Raw genomic sequence first — 24,979 nt, forward strand, 5'->3', positions numbered from 1 at the left:
CGTCAGGCCCGGCCCACCAGCATGCGGTAGCGGAACTGGTCGAAGATGACGGCGAGGATCAGCAGGCTCCCGAGCAGGACCATCTGCAGGTAGGAGCCGATCTGCGCGATGTTCATGCCGTTCTGGACGAGCACGATGAAGAAGGCGCCAAGCACCACGCTTTCCACACGGCCGATGCCGCCCCTGAGGGACACGCCGGCGATCACGCAGGCTGCGATCGATTCGAGCGCGACCGAGCCGCCGAGATTGGTCTCGCCGGACTCCACCCGCGCCGTCAGCAGCAGGCCCGCGAGAGAGGCGAGCAGCGCACATATGACGTAGGCGAGGAACAGCACCCGCTTGGTGTTGACGCCGGAAAGATGCGCGGCCTTGGTGTTGCCGCCCACCGCGTAGATATGCGCGCCCAGCCGGGTCCGGTTCATCACGAGCCAGATGGCGATGATGGCGACAACGGCGATGATGACCGGCACAGGCATGCCGAAGACGCGCCCGAAACCGAACACGTTGCCGAACGCATACGGAAGGCGCGAGACCGGCACGCCCCCGGTCAGGAAGAGTGCGGTGCCCGCGCCGACGGACTGCACGCCCAGCGTCATGATGAAGGGGGAGACGCCGAACTGGGCGACGCCAATGCCGTTCAGGCAGCCGATCGCCAGTGCCGCGCCGAGGCCGGCAAGGCAGCCGAGTATGATTGCGAGCCACACATATTCCGGCATGGCGGCGGCCAGCGCCACCATGGCAAGAGCGCTGACCACCGAGGTCAGCGCGATCGCCGTGCCGACGGCGAGGTCGAACCCGCCGGTGATCAGCACGATCATCTGGCCGAGCGAGACGAGGATCAGGTAGACCGACTGGCGCGCGACGTTGGTGAGGTTCTGCACCGACAGGAAGTTGCCGGAGACAAGGGAGAAGATGATCAGCGCCCCGACCAGAAAGAACGGCAGCACCCCGACTTTGAGGAACAGCGTCCTGGCGGCCTCGGTGACGGTGAAGCGGCGCGAAAGCGGGCTTGACCCGTTCATGACATCGGGCGAGCCCATCAGGCGGGAATCCTTGTTTCGTTGAAGAAGTGGCGCAGTACGGTTCCCTCGGAGATGTCTGCGCCGGCCAGCTCGGCGGAAATCCGGCCGCCCGAAAAGACCAGCAGCCGGTGGGAGAGATTCATGACCTCCGGCAGGTCGGACGATATGACCACCACCGCCTTGCCGGCCTCGGCCAGGTCGCGGATGAGGAGGTAGAGTTGGCTGCGGGTGCCCATGTCGACGCCGACCGTGGGCTCGTCGAAGATGTAGACCAGTCGCTCCTCGCCGAAACCCTTGCCGAACAGAACTTTCTGCTGGTTGCCGCCCGACAGCGTCGCGACGGCCCTGGGAAGGGCGCTCGGCGCCAGGTCGACCCGCGCGCCGATGGCATCGGCTTCGGCGCGGCTGCGGGCCGGCGAGGGCATGCCGAGCAGCCCGGCGAGATCGCGGCGTTCGAGCAGGCTGAGGCGGATGTTGTCGCGGGCCGATGCGGCGAGCAGAAGACCTTCGGACTTGCGGTCGGGCGGCAAGTAGAAGATGCCTGACCTCAGCAGCCGGCGCGTCGGCTGGCCGGTGACGTCGCGGCCACGCATGGTCACGCTGCCGGCCTTCAGCGGCTGGAGGCCGAGCACGCTGCGCCAGACGCGCGACTTCCCCGAGCCGACAAGCCCGGCGACGCCCAGCACCTCGCCGGCGCGCACGTCGATGTCAACGCCGTTGACGCCGCCGGCATGGATGCCTTCGAGCGAAAGCAGCGTCTCTCCGTCGGGCTGCCGGCGAATCTGCGGATAGACCTTGTCGATCGCCCGTCCGGTCATGAGTTCGACCAGCGTTTTTTCGGAGACCTCTTTCGCCGCGACTGTGCCGATCATCCTGCCATCGCGCAAAACGCTGATCTGGTCCGCAATCTCCGCAAACTCCTGAATGCGGTGCGAGATGTAGATGATGCCCACGCCGCTGTCGCGTGCATGCCGGATAAACGAAAAGAGTTTCTCCGTCTCCTTTTCGGTCAGCGAGGCGGTCGGCTCGTCAAGGATCAGCACGCGGGCCCTTGCCTGTAGCGCCTTGGCGATCTCGACCATCTGTTGCTGCGCGCGAGAGAGGCGCGCGACGGGCGTGCGGATGTCGATGTCGAAGCCGAGATCCCGAAAGAGTGTTTCGGTGCTGCGCGCCATCGCGCGGCGGTCGACGAGCAAACCGCGTCTAGGCTCCTTGCCGAGATGTACGTTCTCGAAGACGCTCAAGGTGGGCACCAGCGAGAACTCCTGGAAGACGGTGCCGATGCCGCTGTCGCGCGCCTCCTGGACCGAGCGGAACTCCACGTCCTTGCCTTCGATCCGCACTGTCCCGCTGGTCGGGCGATAGACGCCGGAGAGGATCGAGATGAGCGTCGACTTGCCCGCGCCATTCTCGCCGAAGAGCACATGCACTTCGCCGCGCTCGAGGCGGAAATCGACATTCGACAAGGCTTTGACGCCGGGGAACTCCTTGGTGATCCCCGTCATCTCGACCAGAGGCGCTTCGCTCATCGCTGTCTCCCCCCAGGTCGGCCCCGCCGCATGGGCGGGGTCTCTCCCAGGCTCGCGGCTCAGTTTACACTGAAGACCGGCTTGTAGTCGTCGGGCGGCAGGATGTTCGTCTGCGGCACGTTGTTGACGTTGTCCGGGTCGACCACGAAGATCTTCGGGCCGACATGCTTGACGTAGTCTTTGCCCTCCAGGATGCGGACGGCCTGGTCGATGGCGATGCGGCCCTGGATGACCATGGAGTCGGCAGGTGCGGCGAGGATGAAGCCGCGCTTGATGCCTTCATAGACGCCGGGCGTCATATAGAAGGCGAGCAGGTCGACCTTGCCTTCCAGGCCGCGCTCGCGGACGAGGCCCTGGGCGGCTTCGGCGGTCACTGCCGTGCCGGCGACATAGCGGATGTTCGGGTTGGCCTGCAGTTCGTCCTCGACCAGCTTGAGTTGCACCTCCTTGCCGGTGTCGCCGTATTTCGGCTCGAGCACCTTGACCGCGGAACCCTTGACCGCCTCCAGGAAGCCGGTGTTGGCGGCTTCCACCCAGCCGGCGCCGGCCGGGCCCGGGAACCAGCCGACCACGACCTCCTCGCTTCCTGCCGGATGCTTCTTGGCAAGATATTCACCGGCCGAACGGCCCATGGTGTGGAAGGACACCAGCGACTTCGCCGACACTTCCGGCGATGAGATGCCGTTGATGACGTCGATGACCGGGATGTTCTTCTTGCGGATCTCGGCGACGAGGTTGTTCAGGCCGTCATAGGAGATCGCGCCGATCACCACCGCCTCGGCGCCGCTGGCGACACAGTCCTCGATCTGTGAGATCTGCTTGTTGAGTTCGGTGTAGCCGCCGGCCTCGACAAGGTTCATCTTGACGCCGAGTCGCGCAGCCTCCTCGGCGACGCCGTAGCCGACGCCGAGCCAGTACGCATCCTTCATGTGCGGGAAGGATACGCAAATATTCCACGGCTTCGAGGCCTTTTCCAGCGGCACGTAGGAGACGTCTTCCGACTTGCCGTCCGCCGCGAAGGGCGGCTCGACTTTCGCCGCGTCGTAAGGAAACCAGTCGGCCGCGAGGGCCTGGGACAATGCTGCCGTGGAAACGGCGGCGGCAAGCATCAATGCTGACAGTGTTCTCATCTCGATTCCCCTTGTTTTATCGCCGCCGGGCGTACTGGCGGCATTCGCCCATGAAATCAGTCGACTGCGCTCCGTACGTCGTCGAGGAGCCTCGCCCGGTCGGCGCGGGCCTTCAGTGCTTCGTCCATGGTGACCTTGACGAAGCCTGTCGGCGTGTTCGGCTGCATCTGGCCGATCAGGTCCATGTCCGCGGAGATCACCGTGCCGATCATGAAGTAGCCGCCGCCTGACACGGCGTCGCGGTGCAGGATGATCGGCTCGGTGCCGCCCGGCACCTGGATGGAGCCGTACGGATAGCAGCTATCGACAATGTTGGAGGGATCGGAACCGGCGCCGAACGGTTGCTCGCGCTCCACGAAGGAGAGCGGACGTCCGCCCCGGAACCGGTAGCCCATCCGGTCGGCCTCGGGGGCGACCTTCCAGCCGTCGTCGAAGAAGCTGGCCTGCGATTCTTCGCGGATGCGATGCCAGTAGAGTCCGGGCAACACGCGCAATTCCGCAGGCCTGCCGGGTGTGCGCCTGAGCGCCTGCGGCACGCTTCGCCCCACACGGGCCGGGCCGCCATTGCCGATGGGAAGCTCGTCGCCGGCCGCCAGGGGGCGGCCGTTGAACCCGCCCAGCGCACCGATCACATAGGTCGAGCGGCTGCCGAGTGCGACCGGCACGTCGACGCCGCCGGCGAAGGCGATGTAGATGCGTGCGCCCGACTTGAGGAAACCGAAGGACAGGACCTGCCCCCTTTTCACGGCAAGCGTGGTCCAGCCGGGCTGCTCCTCGCCGTCGATCTTCAGCGGCATGTCGGCGCCCGTCACTGCGATGACTGTGTCGGCCGTGAATTCCAGTTCCGGCCCGACGAAGACCGCTTCCAGGGCCGCCGCACCTTCGTCGTTTCCGACGAGCAGGTTGGCCGCGCGCAGGGCAAGCCGGTCCATCGCCCCGCCGATCGGAATGCCCAGGTGGAAATAGCCGGGACGGCCGAGATCCTGCACGGAGGTCGCGAGACCCGGCTTGATTACCTTAACGGCCATGGATCCGCCCCTCCAGACTTGCGTTGTAGCCGTCGATGTCCTTCTGGAACTCGGTGAGGTCGAAGGTCACGTCGCTCGTGGCGGGCGCAAAGCGGCCCGCCGCCACATCCGCGACCGCCTGGTCGTATTCCTCGCGGCCGATCGATTTGAACTTGACGATGTCGCCCGGCCGGAAGAGCACCATGAAGTCGCGCAGGTAGCTCACCTTCTGCTCGGGGTCGTAGATCGGCATCGGCGTGATGCCGAACATCTGGTAGCCGCCGGCTCCGCGCACGGAATAGATGCAGGAGAAGCAGCCGCCATAGCCAACGGTCAGCCTCGGCGTGTCGGTGCGCGGGCGCAGGTATTTGGGCACCTGGAGCTGCCGTGGACGGTCGACCATCTGGTACATGAAGGGCAGGCCGGCGACGAAGCCGACCATCGACACGAACCACGGGGCGCCGGAATGTGCCGCGATGAACTCGTCGACCGTGGCGAAGCTGTTGATGCGCGCGGCGTATTCGAGGTCGGTCGCCTTCGGGTCCTGGTGCCGCTCGCGGAAGCGCATCAGCGTCTCGTGCGTCCAGGGATCCTGATAGTAGACCGGGATCTCGATGATGCGCGTGCGGATCACCGGCTCGGACCTCTCGGCCTGTTCCTCGATCGCCTTGACCTCGCGCAGGATGTCGTCGGGCTTGACGATGTCGGGGTCGAACTTGATCTGGAAGGATGCGTTGGCCGGGCAGATCTCGGTCACGCCCTTGATGCCGCGTTCCTTCACGGCCTTGGTCATGGAGAGGCTCTTGAAGAAGGCCTCCAGCGACATGCTCTCGTCGCACTCGACGAAAAGGTGTTCGTCTCCCCCGAAGCTGTAGCGGTTCCTCATAGAGCCACCTCCTTCTCACCGCTGGTTGCAGCGAGCCCCGTCTCAAGCCATTTTTCCAGAAAGCGTGTGTGGACATTGCCGGTCGCGACGTCCGGATCGGCCGCGAGCGCCCGATGCAGCGGCACGGTCGTCGGAATGCCCCCGATCTCCAGGCCTGCCAGTGCGTCGGACAGGCGCGATAGGCATTGCTCGCGCGTGTCGCCATGAACGACCAGCTTGCCGAGCAGGGAATCGTAGAAGGGCGGCACCGCATAACCTTCGAACAGCATGGTGTCGAAGCGCACATGCCGGCCATCGGGCACGACAAGCCTCTCCACCGTTCCGGGCCAGGGCTGAAAATCCTTGAACGGATCTTCGGCATTGATGCGGCACTCGATGGCGTGGCCGGCGATCGCAACGTCTTCCTGGCGCACCGACAGCGGATCTCCGCCCGCTATCTTCAGCATCTCCTGCACCAGGTCGATTCCAGTGATCATTTCCGTGACGGGATGTTCGACCTGGATCCGTGTATTGACCTCGATGAAATAGAAATCCTGCGCCTGCTCGTCGTACAGATACTCGACCGTTCCGGCGCCGACGTAGCCGACCGAACGCGCCAGAGCGACGGCGCTGGCGCACAGTTTCTCGCGGATGGCCTGCGGGAGACGGAATGCCGGGGCTTCTTCCCAGACTTTCTGGCGCCTGCGTTGCAGCGAGCACTCGCGCTCGAAGCAGTGCACGAAATTGCGGCCGTCACCAAGGATCTGCACTTCGATATGGCGGGCCTTGGCGATCACCTTCTCGACATAGAGGCCGCCGTCTCCGAAGGCGGCCGCAGCCTCCGCGGAGGCTTGCGGGAACTGACGCTCGAACTCCGCCGCATCCTGGATGATGCGGATGCCACGCCCGCCGCCGCCGGCTGCCGCCTTGATCATGACCGGAAAGCCGATCCCGCGCGCAATGGCAGCCGCGGCATTCGCGTCCGCCACGCGGCCATCGCTGCCCGGCACGGTCGGCACGCCGGCCTTGCGGGCCGCTTCGCGCGCAGCGACCTTGTCGCCAAGCAGACGTATCGATGCGCCGGACGGACCGACGAAGCGCAACCCAGCCGCGACCACCGCGTCAGCAAAATCCGCGTTCTCCGCCAGGAAACCGTAGCCGGGATGGACCGCTTCGGCCTTCGTCTTCTGCGCCGCCTCGATGATCGCTTCGATGTTGAGATACGACTTTTTCGCCGCGGCCGGTCCGATCGCCACGGCCTCGTCGGCAAGGCGGACGGCCAGTGAGTCGGCGTCCGCTGCGCTGTAGACCTGGATCGTCCGCAAACCGAGCGCCTTCGCGGCGCGGATGATGCGCACGGCGATCTCACCTCGATTTGCGACGAGAACCGACCGGATGGTCATCCTTCGATCTCCGCGAGGACATCGCCGGCCATGACCGCGTCCTCGTTGTCCACGACAAAGCGAATTGCGCTGCCGGAGACCTCAGCCTTGACTTCGTGAAACGACTTCATGACTTCGATGAGGCCGATGGTGTCGCCGGCAGCGACCGCATCGCCGTCATTCTTGTACGGAGGACTGTCGGGCGTTGCCTTGCGGTAGAAGATCCCAGGCAGCGGCGATCTTGTTTCCTGCTTGCTCATACAGCTCTCCTGGAGGTGTTGTCCGGGCTGGTGGCGATCTCCGAAACCGGAGCGATGCGGACACTATTGGCAAGCAGCGCGTCGCGGATGGCACCCGCGATCTCGACGCAGCCCGGTGTATCGGAATGGAAGCAGATGGACTCGAATCGAATGTCTATGTCCGCGCCGTCGACGGTGCGGACCCGCCCTTCAAGACACGCGCGAACGACCTTCTCGGCCACGACCCGGGGGTCGAGGCGACCGACCCTCCGGGCAAACACGATCGAACCGCTCCGATCATAGTCACGGTCCGCGTAGAATTCGCGCACCACCGGTTGCCCCATCTCCGTGGCTATGCGGTAGGTCAGCGACGATCCCATGCAGAAAACATAGGCGTCCGGCGCAGTACGGCGCATGAAGTCGATGAAGCCCCGCGACAGTTCCTCGCTGGCTGCGATTTCCATGTAGAGCGCGCCGTGCGGCTTGACGTGCTGGAGGTTTACGCCATGGCGGCGCGCGAACTCGCGCAGCGCTCCGACCTGATAGATGAGGTCGTTGAGGATCTCCTCGTTGCTTCCGGCGATTTTCCGGCGGCCGAATCCCTGGAGATCCCGGTAGCCGGGATGCGCGCCGACGCCCACGCCGTGCTGCGCCGCAAGCCTCACGGTTTCGTCCATGAGCATGGGATCGCCGGCATGGAAACCGGTCGCGATGTTGGCGGAACTGATCAGCCCCATGATGCGGGCATCGTCGGCGTCCGCGATCGTCCAGCGGCCAAAGCCTTCGCCCATATCGCAATTGAGATCGACCGCAGACAGCCGCATAGTTGCCGTCCTCCATGCTGCCGGCGTGTTGCGCCGCTGTTCCCTTGTTCCAGGAACGTTAGCGGAGGTTTGAAGCATTGAAAAATTCTATTCTTTGAGGTTGACCTTCTAAAATTACGATGGCCACCTTGCCTCGCAAATAGCGAGAGTCGCCCAAAGGGTGGGGCTTTGCGTTTGGATCTCTGCCTAAAATGTTGGCGGGTTATGCCAATCCCTCGTCGGCGGTTTGTATTTTGGAATTGACTCAAGCCCGTATCTGAATTTCAGAAGGAGCGCCCAGCCGATGCCGATCAGCCTGAAGCAGATCCGCTACTTCGTTTCCACAGCCGAGAGCGGCCAGATCTCTCAGGCAGCGGTTGCGCTGTCGATCTCCCAATCGGCCATAACCACCGCGATCAAGGATCTGGAAGCCGAGGTCGGCGCGACCCTCTTTTCGCGTTCGCAACAAGGAATGGACCTTACGCCGGCCGGCCGGGAGTTGCTGTTTCACGCCTACGAGGTGTTGGCCAAGGTGGACGAGATGACCGGGATCAGCGTGCCCGGCAGCGACTTGGCGGGTACGCTCAGCGTCGCAGCATCCTACACGGTCATCGGCTACTATCTGCCGCATCACCTCGAACGGCTCAGGCGCAACTTTCCGCAACTCGACATCCAGCTCTTTGAACTGAACCGTGAGGCGATCGAGGAAGGCTTGCTTGCCAATCGGTACGATATCGCCGTGATGCTGACCGCCAACACCAACAATCCGGACCTTTCCACGGAAACCCACCTGTCGTCGCGCAGGCGGCTCTGGCTTCCGGCGCGTCACAGGTTGCTCGCGCGCGCCTCGGTCGGGCTCCAGGACGTTTCGGACGAGCCCTACATCATGCTGACCGTCGACGAGGCTGCGCATACCTCGCTCAAATACTGGAGCAAGACGCCCTACCGGCCTTCGGTCCGGCTGCGCACGTCGTCCGTGGAAGCCGTTCGCTCGCTTGTCGCCAACGGTCAGGGCGTCGCCATCCTTTCAGACATGGTCCACCGGCCCTGGTCGCTGGAAGGAAGGCGCATCGAGACGATCACGCTCAGCGATGCGATCCCGGCAATGGATGTCGGACTCGCATGGAAACGCGGCGTGACCTTTACGCCGGCCATGCAGGCCTTTCGCGACTATTTCCGGCAGACCTATCACGTCCCGATGGGTCGTTAGTCGTTCGTCGCCTGCAGACGTCGAGATGATTCAGCGGGCCATGGGCGACCTGATGGGGACGAAAAACGTCGTCGTCGTGCGCTCGCCTTGCGCAGGATCTCATTGGCCTGCGCAAGCTCTCGGTTCTCGCGCTCAAGGGCCTTCAGCTTCGCGGCCATGTCCGACGGCACGCCGGCCTGCTTGCCGGCATCCACCTCGGCCTTCGTCACCCACTCGTTCAGCGTCTGAACCGTGCAGCCGCTCTTGGCTGCGATCGACACGATCGCAGCCCAGCGGGAGGGATGCTCATGCTCGTGATCCAGAACCAGCCGGCACGCTGGCGCACTTCCGGGGAGAACTTGTTCGTTGTCCTGCTCAGGTCGGCTTCACCTTCTCAAAAGTTGGAGCCTCGGCAAACCCGGGGAGGTTCAGGTGCTGAGTTGCATGGCATCTTCATCCACAGTAGACGCTCGGCTGTCGTTCACTCCGCAAGTTCATCGCGGATCGAACGCGAACCCAATCTTTTTCTATCGTTACGGGGGGCAATAGCTTGACGAGAGACGTTCAGCCCAAGCTGCTTACGGCCTTGTGTTACGCGGCGATGATGTGCCTGGCGATCGGCGTCAATCTCTTGCCCGTGTTTCTGACCAGCATCGGCGCCACGTTTGGCGGCGAGCAGCCCTTGAGCCAGGAAGAACTGGGCCGGTTGGGGGCGGTGACCTTTGCCGGGCTCGTCGCGGGCATAGTCGTCACCGGCCCTGTGGCCGACAGGTTCGGGGCGAAGCCTTTCGTCCTGCTTGCAAACCTTTTGATGGTCTCCGGACTTGCCGGCATGGCGCTCGCTGGCGATTACGGTGAATTGCTGGTCATGGTGTTCATACTGGGGCTTGGAGCAGGAATGCTCGACATGATCTTGAGCCCGGTTGTGGCGGCCCTGAATCCCGAGCGACGGACGGCCGCGATGAACTGGCTGCATTCCTATTTTTGCGTCGGGTCTGTGGTCACGGTCCTGATCGGCATGACGGCGCTGGCCCTGGGCATCGATTGGCGAATTGTGTGCTGGCTGCTGATCTTGTTCCCCCTCGGATTGACGGCGGCGTTCCTGCCCATGCGCTTTCCAGCATTGGTAGCGGACAGTGGGCGAACGCCCATGTCGGCACTTTTGCGAAGGGCCTGGTTCCTGGCAGCGCTGCTGGCGATCTTCCTCGGTGGCGCGACGGAGTTGGGTATGTCTCAATGGCTGCCGGCGTATGCCGAAATTTCGCTTGGCTTTTTACCCGCCGTAGCCGCGAGCGGGCTGCTGTTCTTCTCCGTCGCGATGGCCCTTGGGCGCATGGCTGTCGGAATGCTGGAAGACCGGGTGAACCCTTACGCGGTTCTGGCGGTGGGCGCCGCAACGTCGGTCGTCTTGTTTTTGCTAGGGGCGTTCCTGCAAAATCCCACCTTGGCGCTGCTTGCGTGCATCGCCGCCGGATTTGCCGGTAGCAGCCTGTGGCCGACAATGCTGGCGGTGGCTGCCGACCGCTATCCCGATGGCGGCGCCAGCATGTTTGCAGTCCTTGCCGCGTTCGGAAACGCGGGTGGCATTCTCATGCCTTGGGTCGTGGGCGCAGTCGGGGATTTGCACGATTTGCGATGGGGCATCGCCACGTCGGCGATCGCGCCACTGCTCATGCTCCCGCTGGTTGGGCTCCTGTTCGTCAGCCTACGCGCGAGACGGCTACTCGAGGCGTAAGCTCAGCATTGCGGCAAGCTTCTTCGCCAGTTTCGCACCGCTGTGGAGACCGCCTTCCATGTAGCCGGTAAACAGCAGGCTGGTATATTCCCCGGCGAAGAACAGGCGGTCTTCAAATCCCTTTTCTAGATTGGGATAGATCGACGTGACCTCGCCGAGCCTTGGCGAGCAATAGCCGCACTGGGTCCACTTTTCGTTCGGCCAGCCCATGAACATCGTCTTTTCGACGGCTGACGAATAACCGGGATAGATCGCCTCGATCTGATCCTGGAATTTCTGCGTGCGCTGCTCCGGCGGAAAATCCAGGCAGGTCTGGGCTGCCTGGCCTCCGGAGAACACGGTGAGACAAGCCGGTTCGTCCGCGCTGGAGCGTTGTCCGTCCGTGCCTTCCCAGGTTTCTCCCACCGGGGTATCCGTCAGCGAGCCGGGAACGAGGCCGCGCTTCTCCCAGAAGGCGCTCGAAACCTTCGACAGATATTTGATCGCCGGACCGGTGGAGGGCTGATATCCCCGCGGCAGGGCGGGCTCGATCGCGAAATTGTTCCAGGCGCTGGGGGGAACGGTCAGGACAACGAGATCGCCTTCGACTGTCGTTCCGTCGGCCAGATCCACGGCTGCACCCGGTCCGCCAAGCCGGATGCGGGTGATCGGCGTTCCCAGCCTTATGTGCTCCTCGCCGATCGCTCCGGCCAACCTGAAGGCCATCTGCTGGTTGCCGCCAATGCAGCGGAAGACTTCCGAGTCGGTCCAGAACTTCTCGTATCCGCCGCCGGCGATGCAGGACAGGGAGGCCAGATAGCTGGCGCGATCCGGCCAGAGCACGTCGTCATTGGCCATCAATGTGAGCGCGCCATGACGCGCCGTCTCGTCCATTTCCCAGGCGCCAAACGCCGACGCCAGGCTGGTGTTGTCGAGCTGCTCGGCGCCGGGGGTCTCCCACGGTCGATCCAGATTGACCTTCCGGGCGTCCGCGTTGAGGCGCGAAAGCGCATCGTCGATTTGCTCCCAGAGCGATTCGAGGTCTTCGCCCGCATACGTCATGCCGTTGAGGACGATTGGCGCCTTGTCGCTCTCGGGCTCGGTGACATCCCGGAACTCGAGTCCGAAATGCTGGGCATAGGCCATCCAGGTCGGATGGTTGGAGCCGATCAGTTCGGCACCGCCTTCGACAACCCGGCCTTCCATGAAATCCGTCAGCGACAGAACGCGCCCACCGACCCGGTTCCGGGCTTCCAGCACAGTTACCCAGGCGCCGGCATTGCTCAGCTTGAAGGCGCAGCTTAGGCCGGAAAAGCCCGCGCCGACGATGATGACGTGAGGAGCAGATGCACTTGTCCTGGCCTGGGCGAATCGTCCACCCAGCATCAGGCCGGCGCTGGTGGCGGCCGCGCCCTTCAATAACTGGCGGCGGGTCAAGGAGTCGGATGTCGCGCCTGCGCGGCGAGCCAGTCGTCCGATGAGACCCGGTTTCATGAGGATCTCTCGGGAAGCGTCTTGAGCCAGTCGACAGTCGCATTGAGGGAAGGAAAGACGCCGCTGGTCATGGCGGCGATCTCGTCCGTCGCGGGCAGAAGATCAGGGACCAGGACGACCGACATTCCCCCGGCACGGGCCGCACGGACGCCGCTATGCGCGTCTTCGAAGACCAGGCAGTGTTCAGGCCCCTGTCCCAGCCCCTGCGCGACCTTCAGGAAGATTTCCGGATCGGGCTTGCCATGGCTCACCTGATCGCCGCCGACCACCACGGAAAAACGATCCTGAATGCCGTGGTGGATCAGCCGGCTGCGCGCCTCCTCGGTAGCCGTCGAGGTGCCGATACCACAGGGAATGCCCGCTTCCCGAGCCCAATCGAGAATGGCGTGAACGCCAGGTTTCAGCGGAATGCCTTCGGTGAGGATGATGTCCTCGTAGCCGGTCCGGGCATCGCCGCGAAACCGTTCAAGCGGAAAATCCGGCCCGAAATGCTCAACCAGGCGCTTCTCGCAATCGGCAATGGTGATGCCGATGAGGCGCTGGAACAGGGCATCCGTCAGATCGAAGCCCAGACCCGCGGCTGCGACCGTCCAGGAGCGCTTGTAGACCCCCTCCGTATCGAGCAGCAGACCGTCCATATCGAACACGAGAGCTTTCGGACGCTGATTCACGAGGGAACCTCCGCTGAAAAACTGCCAAATTCCGCGGGCTCGTCGGGCTCGATCGCATGAAAGATATCGACCTTCGGATCGGCAAAAAAATTGTCGGTCGCCTCGTCACACCACGTGCTCACCTCACCGATGAGCGTGTCCGGGGCAGACGGCGAGAATTCGTGCCAGATCCCGGGCGTTAGCGTGATGCGTTCGCCGGGCTTGAGGACGAAGGCTTCGCCCGACGACAGGGTGCGCATTTCCCGGTTGATCTGGACCGACACCGAACCGTTGGCAGGGTTGAGTCTCGGATTTTCGTTCCAGAGGGTAAGCCGGATCGCGCCCGACCGACAGATAATGTCTTCTTTCTTCTTGCCGTGGGTGTGCGCCGGCGTCGACATGTTCTCGCCGGCATACATGATCTTCTCGCAATATTCGGGTTCATTGGCCAGCAGCACCTCGACCAGCCCCGCGGCCCGATAGTCGCCGAGGCCGAAGTCGGTCGCGGCGAACTGGGCGTTGGGCGGCAACGCCCAACCCAGCCGGCGAAGACAGGCGTCGGCTTCCCGACAGAGGCGGTTAACGTCGCTCTGCTTCATCTCAGTTGGCCCGCAGCAGTTCCAGGGCCTCTTCAGCTGACTTGCCATGATGCAGAACTGCTTGAAGTGCGTGCGTCATGGCGGCGGGCTTTTCGTGCTGTATGACGTTTCTTCCGTAGATCAATCCGGCAACGCCTTGAGCGACCAACCGCTCTGTGTGCTCCAGAACCTCCCTGTCGGAGGCCCTGCTGCCGCCGCGAACTGTCACGGGAACGCCCGACGCAGCCTCAATCACGCGGTGAAACTCCTCCTCCGGCTCCGTCGCATCCGTCTTGATCAGGTCGGCCCCGAGTTCAGCGGCCATTCGAGCAAGCGTCGTCACTCGCTGCGGGTTACCATCGCCGACATAGCCGTCCTTGCTGGTCTTGAATGACAGCGGCTCGATCGCCATCGGCATGCCATAGCGGTCACAATCGTTTTTCACCCGAAGGATGTTTTCTACGCATTGGTTCAGCATTTCCGGGTGATCGTCGATTTGCAGGAGGTTCAGCAGGATGCAGGCAGCATCCAGACGCAACGCGATCTCCACCGCGTTTTCGTAGACCCGGCAATGCAAGCGCGAAACGGGCGCCACGTTGTTGTAGAAATTGGCGGGGTCAACGCGGAGGAGGAGGCCCGGCTTGCCTCGGCCGGGCAGCCTTTGGAGATGCGGCGCCTCGCCTGCCGACAGAAGCACGCCATCGGCCTTGGCCTCAGCTACTTTCCTGACACTGTCCGACATGTTTTCGATGCCGGGAAGGAACGCGGTATTGTTGAACAATGCATGATCGATCGCTACGATCAAGGCGCGTTGCGACACGGGGTGAAACAACCGCTGAAGCCGATACTTTTCCATTTTTTCTCTCGATCTGGGAAGCGCGATGCTTCCGCACGTTAATGTTGTCGTCCGGGCGCGCTTTCGCCACGTAAGGCGGCGTCGATGGAGGGGAATGGACCGTGGGATAGTTCAGACGGACGACGATTCCCCTGGATTGGGGCGCCGGTGGGTGGCAACGCGGCGATCCGTCAAGCGAGGCATCTGGATCGGGCCTTCAAAGAATTGCTAGGTGCAAGAGCGCCATTATTTCTAGCGCGAAGGCATTGTCGCATGAACTTTCTTGAAGCCGTCACTTCTTCCCCCGTCCCCACACCACCTATGAAAAGTTACATGCAACCGGAGGTTTGTCGATACTTGAGTCTGGTGAAAACGCTGCGAGGAAGGAGTTTGTCGACACCGCAGTGGAATAGGGTTAATGGCGGTAGGCGTTTGGACTCCTCACGAGGCTCGCGTTCGTAATTGAACGCTGATTTCCTGGAGGAAGTCCCGAGTTTTCCCGAGTCGTGTCCCGTCAGGCGGTTCAGCTCGGCAATGACGAAGCCACTCGCGAGCGCGCATCTTGGCCAGCGAGGCGGTCAGCCTGTTCGAGAACGCAAAGAGCACAAAGTTTGCAAATCGATTGCAAACTGGCGTCGTCAAGGCCAGCAAGCGCAGTGCTAAGGTATTGAAATAATGGCGCGCCCGAAGAGATTCGAACTCCTGACCCCCAGATTCGTAGTCTGGTGCTCTATCCAGCTGAGCTACGGGCGCGCAGGGGCCGTCTGAAACGACCTGCAAGGGCCAACCGACAGGTCGGCCGCGAGCGAGACAGTCCCTAATCGCTGGTTTCGAGAAAAGCAAGCCGCCCCCGAAAACTTTTGCCGGCGGGCGATCGGGCATACGGGCCGCTCATCCATGCAGGCATATCCCGCCGGGCGTCGTCGAGCCGGGCTGGCTGACCACGAAACGCCAATGAATAGGCCGTGCCGGCGCAGGCTGCCGCGGGTCTTCGAGGCGGACCGGCTGATTGGCGTCGTCGCCGAAAACAACGTGCCGCCGCAGCGGCCTTCCGGCGGCTGGGGCCAGTCCATGGACGCGCACCGGCTCGAACGGCCACCATTGGCAGGCTCGATCGACCGATAGCCAGCGCGAACCCGCACGCGTCACCCATGCCGGCGCAGGCTGCCGCGTGCATCGTCGAGGCGCACCGGCTGGTCAGGGATGGTCACCGAAAACACCGTGCTGCCGCCTCGGCTCTCGACCAGCTCGAGCGCGCCGCCATGGGCGCGCACCAGTTCCTGGGCGATCGCCAGGCCAAGCCCGGTGCCGCCGCTGCGCGCCGCGCCGCGGAAGGCGGCGAACAGGTTTTCGCGCGCCTTTTTCGGCAGGCCGGGGCCTGTGTCGGTGACGAGGATGCGGCTGACGCTGCCCAGCCTTTCGGCGGTGACGCTCAACCGGTTGACGGCGGCCGATTCGGTCTCGGCGGCCATGGCCTGCACGGCGTTGCGGCAGAGATTGGTGAGGATTCGGAAGAGCTGCTCGGAATCGGCGTCGATCTCGAAGGCCGGGTCGACGCCGTTGACGAACTCGACGCCGCTCTCCGGCTCGATGCCGAGAAGATTGTGGACCTCGTCGACCACCTGTCTCAGCCGCAGCCGACGGCGGGCGGGCGGCGGCTCCTGGGTGCGTCCATAGGCCAGCACGCCCTCCGAATAGGACACGGCGCGGTCGAGCGCGCGCAGCAGCCGCGGCGCCAGCGCCTGCACGGCCGGATCCTTCACCGCGCCGAGACGGTCCGACATCAATTGCGCGGAGGCAAGGATGTTGCGCATGTCGTGGTTGATCTTGGAGACCGCCAGTCCGAGATCGGCGAGGTGCTTCTGTTCGCCAAGCGTCTTCTGCAGCCTTGTCTGCATGTCGGCCAGTTCACGTTCGGCCACGCCGATCTCGTCGCCGCGCCGATCCGGCTGGATGATGCGGCCGGGGTCGTCGGGCCGGCGCGAGAAATCGAGCATGGAGCGGGTCATCCCCCGGATCGGCCGGATCATGATGCGGTCGATGGTGTAGAAGACCAGCGTGGCGGTGACCAGCGCGATCAGCAGCGACAACAGCGCGACGTTGCGCGAATAGGCGAGCATCGCCATGCGCAGCCGGCTGTCGGGGATGATCAGCTCGAATTCCTTGTTGCTGTCGCCGACCTTGCCGAACACGCGCAGCATGCGGTTGCCGCCCGACACCAGGGTGTCGAGCGCCCCGGCCATCGCCTCGACCAGGCTGGTGTCGCCAAGGTCGATATGCTCGTCCACCTCCGGCGGCACCTCGGTGACGACGAGCAGGCGCGACATGCCGTCGTAACGCACGGCGATCGCCTTGGCGCCGATCGCCATCAGCACGTCGTCCTGCACCTGGCGCGACAGGGTGTTGGCGTCCTCCTCGACCAGCACGACCGAGAGCGCGGCGGCAGTGCCGAGCCGCTCCTGCAGCCAGCCCAGGCGGAAATTGGCGATCGACGGCACGAAGATCAGCACTTCGACGATCAGCACGAAGCAGGCCGTCAGCACCAGCAGCTTCGCAGACAGGCGCCGCCCCAGCGAGACCGTCCTCGCCGGATCCGCCGTGTCTTGCCTGACTTCCCCAATCTGCCGGTCGCTCATGCGGCCGTTCGGTCCTTGTCCAGCCGCCGCGCAATGTCCTCCGGATTGGAGAGCGGCGATTGCAAAGCAATGAATGCGATGCGCCGGCACCATTCGGGCAGCACGGCAAAGATAGGCGATCGCATCGCGTTTGCCAAACCGGCCGATGGAGGGAGGCGGCATGCCGCGACGACGGGGCCGAAACAGCCATCCGCTATGCCGACCCTTTCGGGGCGCGCGGCATAGCTTCATCGGTCCTTTCCACGTCCCGCACCCCCTCGTTGTGCTGTTCGATCTTGACGTTGACCCAGTGGCGAACCGTGGCGGTGCGCTCAAAGCTGTTGCAGCAGGGCGGCAGCCAGGGGCCAGGAAACACCGTCCAGTCGTCCTCTGCCCGCCGCGACACGCAGCGCCGCGCCCGCCGGCAGGCGGACCGTTTGCAGTCCTTGTGCAATCCCAGCAGGCTCGCTGCCTGCTGGGCGGCGCCAAGCGAGATCGAGAGGGTGAAATAGTAACTCTCCGTCAAGCGGCGGTCGACCAGGTAGTGCTCCTCGGTCTTGAACTGCGAGCGCGGAGCATGAGGGACGCGAAACCGCGGATAAGCCGGCGGAATCTTGTAGTGCTCGTAGACATCGGTGATGTCGGGATCGCTCCAGTCGGTTTTCTCGTAGGGTTTCGGCGTGAAGAATTCCGCCTCGGTCATGCCGTCGGGCGTGTCACCGATCCACGGCACGTCGGCGAGCTTGTCCATCCAGCGCCGTTCGTCAGGCGGCAGCGAGTCGAAATCGATGTCGGGGACGGTTTGGGGAGGCGGGTTTCGTCTGGGCATGGGCTCTCGCTCCCGCGCTTTTCGGCCGGGTTGTTGAAAAAGGCTCGGGAAGACGGGCGACCACAAGCTCGCTCATCTAGTAAATAATCTGCGACCTTGCGGCCGCCCGTCCGGCGACTTTGGGCTCTGTCCCGTCCTGCTTCGCGACAGCTCCGGCTCCGGCTTTCGCCTCGGCTGGCCGTGCTTAAGCGCGTCGTCCAGCGCACACCGCACGTAGTTGCGGAGGGAGGACCTTCGGACAAAGCCTCCCCGGGCGCGGGCTACGTCTTCCCGCACCGGAGGCGCCGGTTCCTCCCCGCCTTCACACCGTCATGATCGGCGTTCCCGCAGGAGAAACTGGCGACGAGTATGCGCGTGGTTTTGGGGAGGGGGACGGCCGGCGTCATTTTTTTGGCGAAGATGCTTGCGTCGAAGGAGTGCCTGCGAGCGATTTCAACGGGTTGGCGAACGGCAAGACGGCCCCGGCAGAAAAATTTCTTTCAGGCGGCGCATTTTCCATCCCCCTTTTTCGAGCGGTTTTGCTTGCCTTTTCGGCGCCGCCGAAGCCCTTCGCCACCGCTACGGCATGGATCCTAGGGTCCGCGCAGGTAGCTTCGCTCCTGCTCCGCCCTGGGATTGACCAATGCAGGGGCTTTCGCAGCCAGTCGCCAACTTTGGCGTTGCGCGGCCGGATGCTACGATGAGATGCCATTGCGTTTGCTACGGTGGACGATACGTTGACAGCGAATCTCACGGAGATGACCATGACGATATCGTCGTTGAGTGGCGCGCCCCTGACGCGGCGCTCTGTCATGATCGGCGCGGTTTCATTGGCTGCGGCAACCTCGAACAGTTTGCCGTCTCTAGCCCAAGACCTCTCGCCGGCCGAAGCGCGCGCCATCGCCAAGGAAGCCTACATCTACGGCTTCCCGATGGTCGACAGCTACCGCATCCAGCATTCGTATTTCGTCGACAAGGGCGGCCCCGAGTACAAGGCGCCCTGGAACGAGATCTTCAACAATGCCCGCGTCTACACGCCCGACGACACGGCAATCCAGACGCCCAATTCCGACACGCCCTATTCCTATGTCGGCGCCGACCTCAGGACTGAGCCGCTGGTCTTCACCGTGCCGGAGGTCGAGAAGGGGCGGTACTATTCCCTGCAGTTCATCGACATGTACACCTTCAACTTCGCCTATGTCGGCAGCCGCGCGACGGGCAACGGTGCAGGCAGCTTTTTGCTCGCCGGGCCGAACTGGCAGGGCGAGAAACCGGAGGGCGTCAAGGAGGTCATCCGCTCGGAGACAGAGTTCGTGTTCGTGCTCTACCGTACGCAACTCTTCGGTCCCGAAGACATCGACAACGTCAAGAAGATACAGGCGGGCTACAAGGTGGAGCCGCTGTCGGCCTTCCTCGGTCAGCCGGCGCCGGCCACCGCTCCGGCGATCGATTTCAGGAAACCGCTGGCGCCCGACGAGGAGAAGACCTCGCCGGAATTCTTCGACGTCCTGAACTTCCTGCTGCAGTTCGCCCCGGTCAATCCGGTCGAGACCGACATTAGGGCGCGCTTCGCCAAACTCGGCATCGAGGGCGGCAAGGCATTCGACCCGAATGCGCTGTCGCCTGAGACACGCGCCGCGTTTGAAGGCGGCATGGCTGACGCCTGGGCGGTGTTCAAGACCTTCAAGGAAACCGAACTCGATACGGGCAAGAAGACAAGCGGCGACGGTTTTGGAACACGCGAACATCTGAACGGCGACTATCTCAGCCGCATGTCGAGCGCGGTGCTCGGCATCTATGGCAACTCCAAACAGGAGGCGATGTATCCCGCCTACTTCACCGATGCCGGGCACCAGCCGACGTCGGGCGCGAACCGCTACACCATGCGCTTCGCGCCGGGCGGACTGCCGCCGGTCAACGCCTTCTGGTCGCTGACGATGTACAAGATGCCGGAGAGCCTGCTGTCGGCCAACAAGCTGAACCGCTATCTCATCAATTCGGACATGCTGCCCGACCTAAAGAAGGACGCTGACGGCGGGTTGACGCTCTACATCCAAAATGAGAGCCCGGGAGCGGACAAGGAAGCCAACTGGCTACCGGCGCCGGAAGGCCCGTTCTTCATGGCCATGCGGCTCTACTGGCCGAAAGAGGAAGCGCTAAACGGCACCTGGAAGGCGCCACCGCTCGAGCGCGCAAGCTGAATTACGAGGAGAAAATGATGAAGTACAAATTGACGGTGCTGACGCTCGCAGTGGGGCTCGCCGTCTTGACCGCGCATCAGGCGATGGCCGCCGAACCGGTGACGGTAGACAACTTCATACGTGCCGAGAGCGATCTCTATTTCGGCAACGGGGTCAAGGAGGCCGGCGGACCGGGCAAGTTCTTCCATCGACGCGAACCAGCGTCGATCGACGACCAGACCGTCATCCGGCTCAACCGCGATACGCTTTATTCTGCCGCTATCTTCGACCTCGACGCCGGCCCGGTGACCATCACGCTGCCGGATGCGGGCGACCGCTTCATGTCGATGCAGATCATCAGCGAAGATCACTACGTGCCGGAGGTGATCTATGGCGCCGGCAGTTACACCCTGGACAAGCAGAAGGTCGGTACACGCTATGTGATGGCCGGCGTGCGCACGCTGGTCGATCCGGCCGACCCCGAGGACGTGAAGAAGGTCCACGCGCTGCAGGATGCGATCAAGGTCGAGCAGGCGAGCGAAGGCACGTTCGAGATCCCCGACTGGGACCAGGCGAGCCAGAAGAAGGTGCGCGACGCGCTGCTGGTGCTCGGTTCGACGATGCCCGACTTCAAGAATGCATTCGGCAAGAAGGGAGAGGTCGATCCCGTCCGACATTTGGTCGGCACTGCGCTCGGCTGGGGCGGTAATCCTGACAAGGACGCCTTCTATCTCAACGTCACACCACCCAACAATGACGGCACGACGGTCTACAAGCTTGATGTCAAGGACGTGCCGGTGGACGGCTTCTGGTCGGTCAGCCTCTATGATGCCGACGGCTACTACGAGAAGAACGAGTACAACGCCTATTCGGTCAACAACATCACGGCGAAGAAGAGCGAAGGCGGCGCGGTCGACATCCAGTTCGGCGGCTGCGACGGCAAGATCGCCAACTGCCTGCCGATCATGAAGGGCTGGAATTATACGGTGAGGCTCTATCGCCCGCGCGAGGAGATCCTGAGCGGCAGCTGGAAGTTCCCGGAACCGCAGCCCTCGCACTGACGGTGTCGGTGCCACGTGAAGTCATGTCTCCGTGACGGCACACCCGTTACGGAGCAAAGGCGCTGACCCGTGCTGCCATCGTCGGCGCATGGTTCTGGAAGTTACCAATGCAGCGCGTGCGGCCGTTTCCACCCAAGTCGAACAAGAGGCATTGGGATTGTAGGGCACGGTCGCTTCCCTGCGCGAGCAAGCCGCACCGCCCGCCCACGCGAACGGCAAACTTCCACCTCAGGCTGCAGCTCGAACTGAGACACTACCGAGCCGAACCGCGGACGATGCCTTTGCCGCCGATTGACTCGAAATACCGCTACCCCTATAAGCCCGCCACGCTCGGGCTCCGTCGTCCGGCGCGCAGTTTTGCGCGTCCCGCAATGGCCCCGGCAAAGCTCCTGTTACCTGGTGACAGAATCAAGAAGGGCCGCACGCCGCGGTATTAAAACAAATGAAGCGTACCTATCAGCCGTCCAAACTCGTCCGCAAGCGCCGGCACGGTTTCCGCGCCCGCATGGCCACCAAGGGTGGCCGCGGCGTCGTCGCCGCGCGCCGCAACCGTGGCCGCAAGCGCCTGTCCGCCTGAGCGGACATTTGGCGCGTTGCCGGTCTCCGGCGATTCCGTGATCATGCCTCCCGCGCGGCTCCGCAAGCGGGAGGAGTTTCTGGCCGTCCGGCGCGGTGACAAGCGCCGCGGGCGGCTTTTCCTGCTGGAAGTGCTCGACCGTGCGGACACGGCACCGCCTCGCGTGGGCTTCACCGTGACGAAAAAGGTCGGCAACGCAGTCGTACGCAACCGCGTGCGGCGGCGGCTGAAAGAGGCGGTGCGCGTCGATGCCGCCCGTGACATGGCCGCCGGCCATGACTATGTCATCGTCGGGCGCGAGGATGTGCTGACGGCGCCTTTCGCCCAACTGGCGGACGAACTGTCGCGGCGTATACGCCAGCGTCGTTGAGATCTGGGATCCGATGGAAAACAACCGGAATTTCTTCATCACCATCGCGCTGTCGGTGCTGATCCTGGTGCTTTGGCAGGTGTTCTACATGAACCCGCGCGTCGAGGCCCAGCGAGAGACGGCCCGCATCGAGGCCGAGCGCGTGGCGGCGGAGCAGAAGGCGGCGCAGCCCGCCCAGCCGGGCGGCGCAACCGACCCGGCGGTGCCTCCGCAGGGCGCGGTGCCGGGCATTCCCGGAACCGACGGCACCTCGGAAGCGAACCGCGAAAAGGCGCTGGCTAGCGGCCAGCGCGTCAGGATCGATACGCCGAGCCTGACGGGCTCGATCAACCTGACCGGCGCGCGGCTCGACGATCTGCGCCTGAACGACTACCGGCTGACGGTGGAGCCGGGTTCGCCCACCATCGAGCTTCTCAACCCGCAGGCGCTGCCCACCGGCTATTTTGCCGAGGTAGGGTTTGTCGGCAGCGCCGCGACCGGCGCGGTGCCGGGTCCCGATACGGTGTGGGCGGTCGAGGGCAACCAGACGCTGACGCCGACGACGCCAGTCACGCTTGCCTGGACGAACGACAAGGGCCTGACCTTCAAGCGCACCATCAGCGTCGACAACGACTACATGTTCACCATTTCCGACACGGTGACCAATTCCGGCACGGCTGAGGTCAGCCTGGCGAATTATGGACGGGTCACGCGCTTCGACAAGCCGCTGCATGCCGCGGCCTATGTGCTGCATGAGGGCCTGATCGGCGTCACCGGCGAAGAGGGTCTTCAGGAGATCGGCTATTCCACGATCGAAGAGGACAAGCAGGTTTCGCCCGGCAAGTCGACCGACGGCTGGCTCGGTATCACCGACAAATACTGGGCCGTGGCCTTGGTGCCTTCGGCCAAGCAGCCGTTCCAGCCGCGCTTTGCCTATTTCCCCGACGGCCGCCCGCGCTACCAGTCCGACTTCCTGACCGACGCGATCACGATCGCGCCCGGCCAGTCGGCGACGGTCGAGACCATGGTTTTCGCCGGCGCCAAGGAAGTCGCGCAGATCAACGCCTATGAAAAGGACCGGCAGATCCGCCAGTTCGAGCTGCTGATCGACTGGGGCTGGTTCTACTTCATCACCAAGCCGATGTTCTGGCTGATCGACAACCTCTACAAGCTGCTCGGCAATTTCGGCCTGGCCATCATCGCCACCACCGTCGTGGTCAAGGCGGTGTTCTTCCCGCTCGCCAACAAGTCCTACAAGTCGATGGCGAACATGAAGAAGGTGCAGCCGAAGATGCTGGAAATCCGCGAAAAATACGCGGACGACAAGATGAAGCAGCAGCAGGCGATGATGGAGCTCTACAAGACCGAGAAGATCAATCCGATCGCCGGCTGCTGGCCGGTGCTGATCCAGATCCCGGTGTTCTTCGCGCTCTACAAGGTGCTCTACATCACCATCGAGATGCGGCACGCGCCGTTCTTCGGCTGGATCCAGGACCTTGCCGCGCCCGACCCGACGTCGCTGTTCAACCTGTTCGGCCTGCTGTCGTTCGATCCGAGCACGGTGCCGGTGTTCGGCCCGTTCCTGATGCTGGGCGTGTGGCCGATCATCATGGGCATCACCATGTTCCTGCAGATGCGCATGAACCCGACGCCGCCGGATCCGACCCAGGCGATGATCTTCAACTGGATGCCGCTGATGTTCACCTTCATGCTGGCCTCGTTCCCGGCCGGCCTGGTGATCTACTGGGCCTGGAACAACTTCCTGTCGATCTTGCAGCAGGGCGTCATCATGAAGCGCCAGGGCGCCAAGATCGAGCTGTGGGACAATCTCGCCGGCCTGTTCAAGCGAAAGCCGACGCCGGCGGAATAGCCGCTATCATCGTCGAAAGTACCGAAAGGCCCCGCAGCGTCGGGGCCTTTTTTCGTCAGCCCGTCTCGAAACACGTGAGGGAAGACCGGCTCTCAGCCGCGGTCCTTGGCAAATTTCTCGCGCCCGCCGAAACTTTTCCGGCCTGCCCTCGTGGCTACTGGCGTCAGGCCCAAGAACAGCTTCGCGGAGGAACCATGTGCCTGCCTCATGTCGTCAACGAGGCGCCGCGGCCAAGATGAACGGCGAACAACCGGCTACGTCGCGCGGCTGAGCAAAGCCGTGTGCATGGCGTGGCCCTGGACGGCGGCACCGCGCCGTCCGTCTGGCCGGGGTCTCGCTCTATCCCCGCGAGGCCTCGGCCCTTTGCCGCCTCGCACCGTCAGCCTCGCAGCAGTTCCGCCAGCGCCATGCGCTTGTAGGCCTCGACCAGCGCGTCGCCTTCTTGCCGGCCGATGGAAATCGCCAGCCGCATCGCCTCCTCGCCGAGATGCATGACGGCAAGCGCCGAGACCTCCAGCGCGGCGGGATCGGCCAGCGGGCGCAGCCGCTTCAATGCTTCGGCGACGATCGCGCCGTTGCGGCGGCTGTCGGCAAGCTGGGCGTCGCGCAGTGCCTTGTCGGCTTGAGCGCCGAACCAGATGTCGCGCATCACCGGCTCGGCCAGGAAGATTCGGTAGTAGATGTCGATGAGTGCGCAAAAAGCGCGGCGCATGTCGCCGTCGCTTTCCACCTGCGCCAGCCCGTCGGCGATGCAGCGGCGGCCCGCTTCGTTGTAGCGCTCGACCAGCGTGCCGACGATCGCCGTCTTGTCGGGGAAGAACTGGTAGAGCGAGCCGATCGACACGCCGGCGCGCTCCGCCACCTCGCTCATGCGCAGCGCGTCGCTGCCGCGCTCCGCGATCAGTTCGGTCGCCGCGGCCAGCATGCGCTCGACCCGCTCGCGGCTGCGCTTCTGCGTCGGCGTCCGGCGCGTCCCCGCCGCATCGCCGCCGCGGGGCTCGATTGCCCCTGTCGGATTCTCCATGCCCCGTTCGTCCTTCATCCAGAAAGCTGCTTGACATCCATAATATGAGGATTTATCA

At 63.7% G+C, this 24,979-nt stretch carries 24 protein-coding genes, 1 tRNA gene and 1 pseudogene; 8 read left to right on the plus strand and 18 right to left on the minus strand.

The genetic code is table 11. The features are described from left to right. Positions 1–2: 2 nt before the first annotated feature. The 8 genes from RB623_RS15545 to RB623_RS15580 are packed head-to-tail and all read right to left on the minus strand — an operon-like array spanning position 3 to position 7,998. A complete protein-coding gene (locus tag RB623_RS15545) occupies positions 3–1,022 on the minus strand; it encodes an ABC transporter permease (RefSeq protein ID WP_308057985.1) in 1,020 nt (339 codons plus the stop codon). A 17-nt stretch (positions 1,023–1,039) separates the two neighbouring features. Then, positions 1,040–2,551 (minus strand): sugar ABC transporter ATP-binding protein, encoded by a 1,512-nt coding sequence (locus tag RB623_RS15550; protein WP_308057783.1) that lies wholly within the window; start codon positions 2,549–2,551, stop codon positions 1,040–1,042. 59 nt (positions 2,552–2,610) lie between these two features. Then, positions 2,611–3,681, minus strand: a complete 1,071-nt coding sequence (gene torT / locus RB623_RS15555) for a TMAO reductase system periplasmic protein TorT (RefSeq protein WP_308057784.1) — start codon at positions 3,679–3,681, stop codon at positions 2,611–2,613. A gap of 56 nt (positions 3,682–3,737) precedes the next feature. Further along, a complete protein-coding gene (locus tag RB623_RS15560; RefSeq protein WP_308057785.1) occupies positions 3,738–4,709 on the minus strand; it encodes a biotin-dependent carboxyltransferase family protein in 972 nt (323 codons plus the stop codon). After that, the gene (locus RB623_RS15565; protein WP_308057786.1) at positions 4,699–5,574 is read right to left on the minus strand and encodes an allophanate hydrolase subunit 1; all 876 of its coding nucleotides are present in this window, start codon (positions 5,572–5,574) and stop codon (positions 4,699–4,701) included. The genes RB623_RS15560 and RB623_RS15565 overlap by 11 nt, the downstream gene beginning before the upstream one ends. Continuing rightward, positions 5,571–6,956, minus strand: coding sequence for an acetyl-CoA carboxylase biotin carboxylase subunit (locus RB623_RS15570; protein WP_308057787.1), 1,386 nt, complete (start codon positions 6,954–6,956; stop codon positions 5,571–5,573). Before RB623_RS15570 ends, RB623_RS15565 begins: the two co-directional genes overlap by 4 nt. Next, positions 6,953–7,195 (minus strand): acetyl-CoA carboxylase, encoded by a 243-nt coding sequence (locus RB623_RS15575; protein ID WP_308057788.1) that lies wholly within the window; start codon positions 7,193–7,195, stop codon positions 6,953–6,955. The genes RB623_RS15570 and RB623_RS15575 overlap by 4 nt, the downstream gene beginning before the upstream one ends. Continuing rightward, entirely contained in the window at positions 7,192–7,998 is an 807-nt protein-coding gene (locus RB623_RS15580) for a 5-oxoprolinase subunit PxpA (RefSeq protein WP_308057789.1), read from the minus strand. Before RB623_RS15580 ends, RB623_RS15575 begins: the two co-directional genes overlap by 4 nt. Before the next feature lie 283 nt (positions 7,999–8,281). Here RB623_RS15580 and RB623_RS15585 point away from each other — a divergent pair, with 283 nt between their 5' ends. After that, positions 8,282–9,187 (plus strand): LysR family transcriptional regulator, encoded by a 906-nt coding sequence (locus tag RB623_RS15585; RefSeq protein WP_308057790.1) that lies wholly within the window; start codon positions 8,282–8,284, stop codon positions 9,185–9,187. A 26-nt stretch (positions 9,188–9,213) separates the two neighbouring features. On the opposite strand, the pseudogene RB623_RS15590 reads toward RB623_RS15585, so the two are convergent. Next, positions 9,214–9,545: pseudogene (locus RB623_RS15590) on the minus strand (transposase); the annotation flags it as partial. Positions 9,546–9,716: 171 nt separating this feature from the next. Here RB623_RS15590 and RB623_RS15595 point away from each other — a divergent pair. Further along, positions 9,717–10,901, plus strand: coding sequence for an MFS transporter (locus tag RB623_RS15595; protein ID WP_308057791.1), 1,185 nt, complete (start codon positions 9,717–9,719; stop codon positions 10,899–10,901). On the opposite strand, the gene RB623_RS15600 is transcribed toward RB623_RS15595, so the two are convergent. From RB623_RS15600 to RB623_RS15620, 5 genes are all read right to left on the minus strand, one after another. Further along, positions 10,887–12,374: an FAD-dependent oxidoreductase gene (locus tag RB623_RS15600; RefSeq protein ID WP_308057793.1), complete on the minus strand. Its 1,488-nt coding sequence runs from the start codon at positions 12,372–12,374 to the stop codon at positions 10,887–10,889. The genes RB623_RS15595 and RB623_RS15600 overlap by 15 nt on opposite strands. Beyond that, positions 12,371–13,045: an HAD family phosphatase gene (locus RB623_RS15605; protein WP_308057794.1), complete on the minus strand. Its 675-nt coding sequence runs from the start codon at positions 13,043–13,045 to the stop codon at positions 12,371–12,373. The genes RB623_RS15600 and RB623_RS15605 overlap by 4 nt, the downstream gene beginning before the upstream one ends. After that, positions 13,042–13,623: a D-lyxose/D-mannose family sugar isomerase gene (locus RB623_RS15610; protein WP_308057795.1), complete on the minus strand. Its 582-nt coding sequence runs from the start codon at positions 13,621–13,623 to the stop codon at positions 13,042–13,044. The genes RB623_RS15605 and RB623_RS15610 overlap by 4 nt, the downstream gene beginning before the upstream one ends. Position 13,624: 1 nt before the next feature. Continuing rightward, entirely contained in the window at positions 13,625–14,458 is an 834-nt protein-coding gene (locus tag RB623_RS15615; protein ID WP_308057796.1) for an aldolase, read from the minus strand. 655 nt (positions 14,459–15,113) lie between these two features. Then, positions 15,114–15,190 (minus strand) — tRNA-Arg (locus RB623_RS15620). Positions 15,191–15,391: 201 nt separating this feature from the next. Between RB623_RS15620 and RB623_RS15625 the strand changes: the two genes are divergently transcribed. After that, complete coding sequence (locus RB623_RS15625) at positions 15,392–15,562, plus strand: hypothetical protein (RefSeq protein ID WP_308057797.1); 171 nt, start codon at positions 15,392–15,394, stop codon at positions 15,560–15,562. Positions 15,563–15,582: 20 nt separating this feature from the next. On the opposite strand, the gene RB623_RS15630 is transcribed toward RB623_RS15625, so the two are convergent. The 3 genes from RB623_RS15630 to RB623_RS15640 form a co-directional block, all read right to left on the minus strand. After that, complete coding sequence (locus RB623_RS15630) at positions 15,583–17,073, minus strand: HAMP domain-containing sensor histidine kinase (RefSeq protein WP_308057798.1); 1,491 nt, start codon at positions 17,071–17,073, stop codon at positions 15,583–15,585. A 193-nt stretch (positions 17,074–17,266) separates the two neighbouring features. Further along, a complete protein-coding gene (locus RB623_RS15635) occupies positions 17,267–17,881 on the minus strand; it encodes a hypothetical protein (RefSeq protein WP_308057799.1) in 615 nt (204 codons plus the stop codon). A 382-nt stretch (positions 17,882–18,263) separates the two neighbouring features. After that, on the minus strand, positions 18,264–18,437 hold the full coding sequence (locus tag RB623_RS15640) for a hypothetical protein (RefSeq protein WP_308057800.1): 174 nt from the start codon (positions 18,435–18,437) through the stop codon (positions 18,264–18,266). Between the two features lie 187 nt (positions 18,438–18,624). Between RB623_RS15640 and RB623_RS15645 the strand changes: the two genes are divergently transcribed. From RB623_RS15645 to yidC, 5 genes are all read left to right on the plus strand, one after another. Then, positions 18,625–20,061 carry a DUF1254 domain-containing protein gene (locus RB623_RS15645; protein ID WP_308057801.1) on the plus strand — a complete coding sequence of 479 codons (1,437 nt, stop codon included), beginning with the start codon at positions 18,625–18,627 and terminating at the stop codon, positions 20,059–20,061. A gap of 14 nt (positions 20,062–20,075) precedes the next feature. Further along, the gene (locus tag RB623_RS15650) at positions 20,076–21,101 is read left to right on the plus strand and encodes a DUF1254 domain-containing protein (RefSeq protein WP_374121687.1); all 1,026 of its coding nucleotides are present in this window, start codon (positions 20,076–20,078) and stop codon (positions 21,099–21,101) included. 442 nt (positions 21,102–21,543) lie between these two features. Further along, the gene (rpmH, locus tag RB623_RS15655) at positions 21,544–21,678 is read left to right on the plus strand and encodes a 50S ribosomal protein L34 (RefSeq protein WP_008833937.1); all 135 of its coding nucleotides are present in this window, start codon (positions 21,544–21,546) and stop codon (positions 21,676–21,678) included. A 16-nt stretch (positions 21,679–21,694) separates the two neighbouring features. Then, on the plus strand, positions 21,695–22,048 hold the full coding sequence (gene rnpA / locus RB623_RS15660) for a ribonuclease P protein component (protein ID WP_374121688.1): 354 nt from the start codon (positions 21,695–21,697) through the stop codon (positions 22,046–22,048). Positions 22,049–22,061: 13 nt separating this feature from the next. Then, the gene (gene yidC / locus RB623_RS15665) at positions 22,062–23,897 is read left to right on the plus strand and encodes a membrane protein insertase YidC (protein WP_308057826.1); all 1,836 of its coding nucleotides are present in this window, start codon (positions 22,062–22,064) and stop codon (positions 23,895–23,897) included. A 379-nt stretch (positions 23,898–24,276) separates the two neighbouring features. Here yidC and RB623_RS15670 read toward each other — a convergent pair whose 3' ends face one another. Then, positions 24,277–24,921 carry a TetR/AcrR family transcriptional regulator gene (locus RB623_RS15670; protein ID WP_308057988.1) on the minus strand — a complete coding sequence of 215 codons (645 nt, stop codon included), beginning with the start codon at positions 24,919–24,921 and terminating at the stop codon, positions 24,277–24,279. Between the last annotated feature and the right edge of the window lie 58 nt (positions 24,922–24,979).

Origin of the sequence: Mesorhizobium sp. LHD-90 (assembly GCF_030929505.1) — a bacterium.
Classification (GTDB): domain Bacteria; phylum Pseudomonadota; class Alphaproteobacteria; order Rhizobiales; family Rhizobiaceae; genus Kumtagia.

Bases quoted from the DNA above. Each gene is read 5' to 3' on its own strand.
- RB623_RS15585 (WP_308057790.1), top strand. From the start codon at position 8,282: ATGCCGATCAGCCTGAAGCAGATCCGCTACTTCGTTTCCACAGCCGAG.
- RB623_RS15650 (WP_374121687.1), top strand. From the start codon at position 20,076: ATGATGAAGTACAAATTGACGGTGCTGACGCTCGCAGTGGGGCTCGCC.
- RB623_RS15600 (WP_308057793.1), bottom strand. From the start codon at position 12,374: ATGAAACCGGGTCTCATCGGACGACTGGCTCGCCGCGCAGGCGCGACA.
- RB623_RS15615 (WP_308057796.1), bottom strand. From the start codon at position 14,458: ATGGAAAAGTATCGGCTTCAGCGGTTGTTTCACCCCGTGTCGCAACGC.
- RB623_RS15630 (WP_308057798.1), bottom strand. From the start codon at position 17,073: ATGAGCGACCGGCAGATTGGGGAAGTCAGGCAAGACACGGCGGATCCG.
- RB623_RS15550 (WP_308057783.1), bottom strand. From the start codon at position 2,551: ATGAGCGAAGCGCCTCTGGTCGAGATGACGGGGATCACCAAGGAGTTC.
- RB623_RS15645 (WP_308057801.1), top strand. From the start codon at position 18,625: ATGACGATATCGTCGTTGAGTGGCGCGCCCCTGACGCGGCGCTCTGTC.
- rpmH (WP_008833937.1), top strand. From the start codon at position 21,544: ATGAAGCGTACCTATCAGCCGTCCAAACTCGTCCGCAAGCGCCGGCAC.
- RB623_RS15670 (WP_308057988.1), bottom strand. From the start codon at position 24,921: ATGGAGAATCCGACAGGGGCAATCGAGCCCCGCGGCGGCGATGCGGCG.
- RB623_RS15580 (WP_308057789.1), bottom strand. From the start codon at position 7,998: ATGCGGCTGTCTGCGGTCGATCTCAATTGCGATATGGGCGAAGGCTTT.
- RB623_RS15545 (WP_308057985.1), bottom strand. From the start codon at position 1,022: ATGAACGGGTCAAGCCCGCTTTCGCGCCGCTTCACCGTCACCGAGGCC.
- yidC (WP_308057826.1), top strand. From the start codon at position 22,062: ATGGAAAACAACCGGAATTTCTTCATCACCATCGCGCTGTCGGTGCTG.
- RB623_RS15610 (WP_308057795.1), bottom strand. From the start codon at position 13,623: ATGAAGCAGAGCGACGTTAACCGCCTCTGTCGGGAAGCCGACGCCTGT.
- RB623_RS15570 (WP_308057787.1), bottom strand. From the start codon at position 6,956: ATGACCATCCGGTCGGTTCTCGTCGCAAATCGAGGTGAGATCGCCGTG.
- RB623_RS15560 (WP_308057785.1), bottom strand. From the start codon at position 4,709: ATGGCCGTTAAGGTAATCAAGCCGGGTCTCGCGACCTCCGTGCAGGAT.
- RB623_RS15565 (WP_308057786.1), bottom strand. From the start codon at position 5,574: ATGAGGAACCGCTACAGCTTCGGGGGAGACGAACACCTTTTCGTCGAG.
- RB623_RS15625 (WP_308057797.1), top strand. From the start codon at position 15,392: ATGAATAGGCCGTGCCGGCGCAGGCTGCCGCGGGTCTTCGAGGCGGAC.
- RB623_RS15575 (WP_308057788.1), bottom strand. From the start codon at position 7,195: ATGAGCAAGCAGGAAACAAGATCGCCGCTGCCTGGGATCTTCTACCGC.
- torT (WP_308057784.1), bottom strand. From the start codon at position 3,681: ATGAGAACACTGTCAGCATTGATGCTTGCCGCCGCCGTTTCCACGGCA.
- RB623_RS15635 (WP_308057799.1), bottom strand. From the start codon at position 17,881: ATGCCCAGACGAAACCCGCCTCCCCAAACCGTCCCCGACATCGATTTC.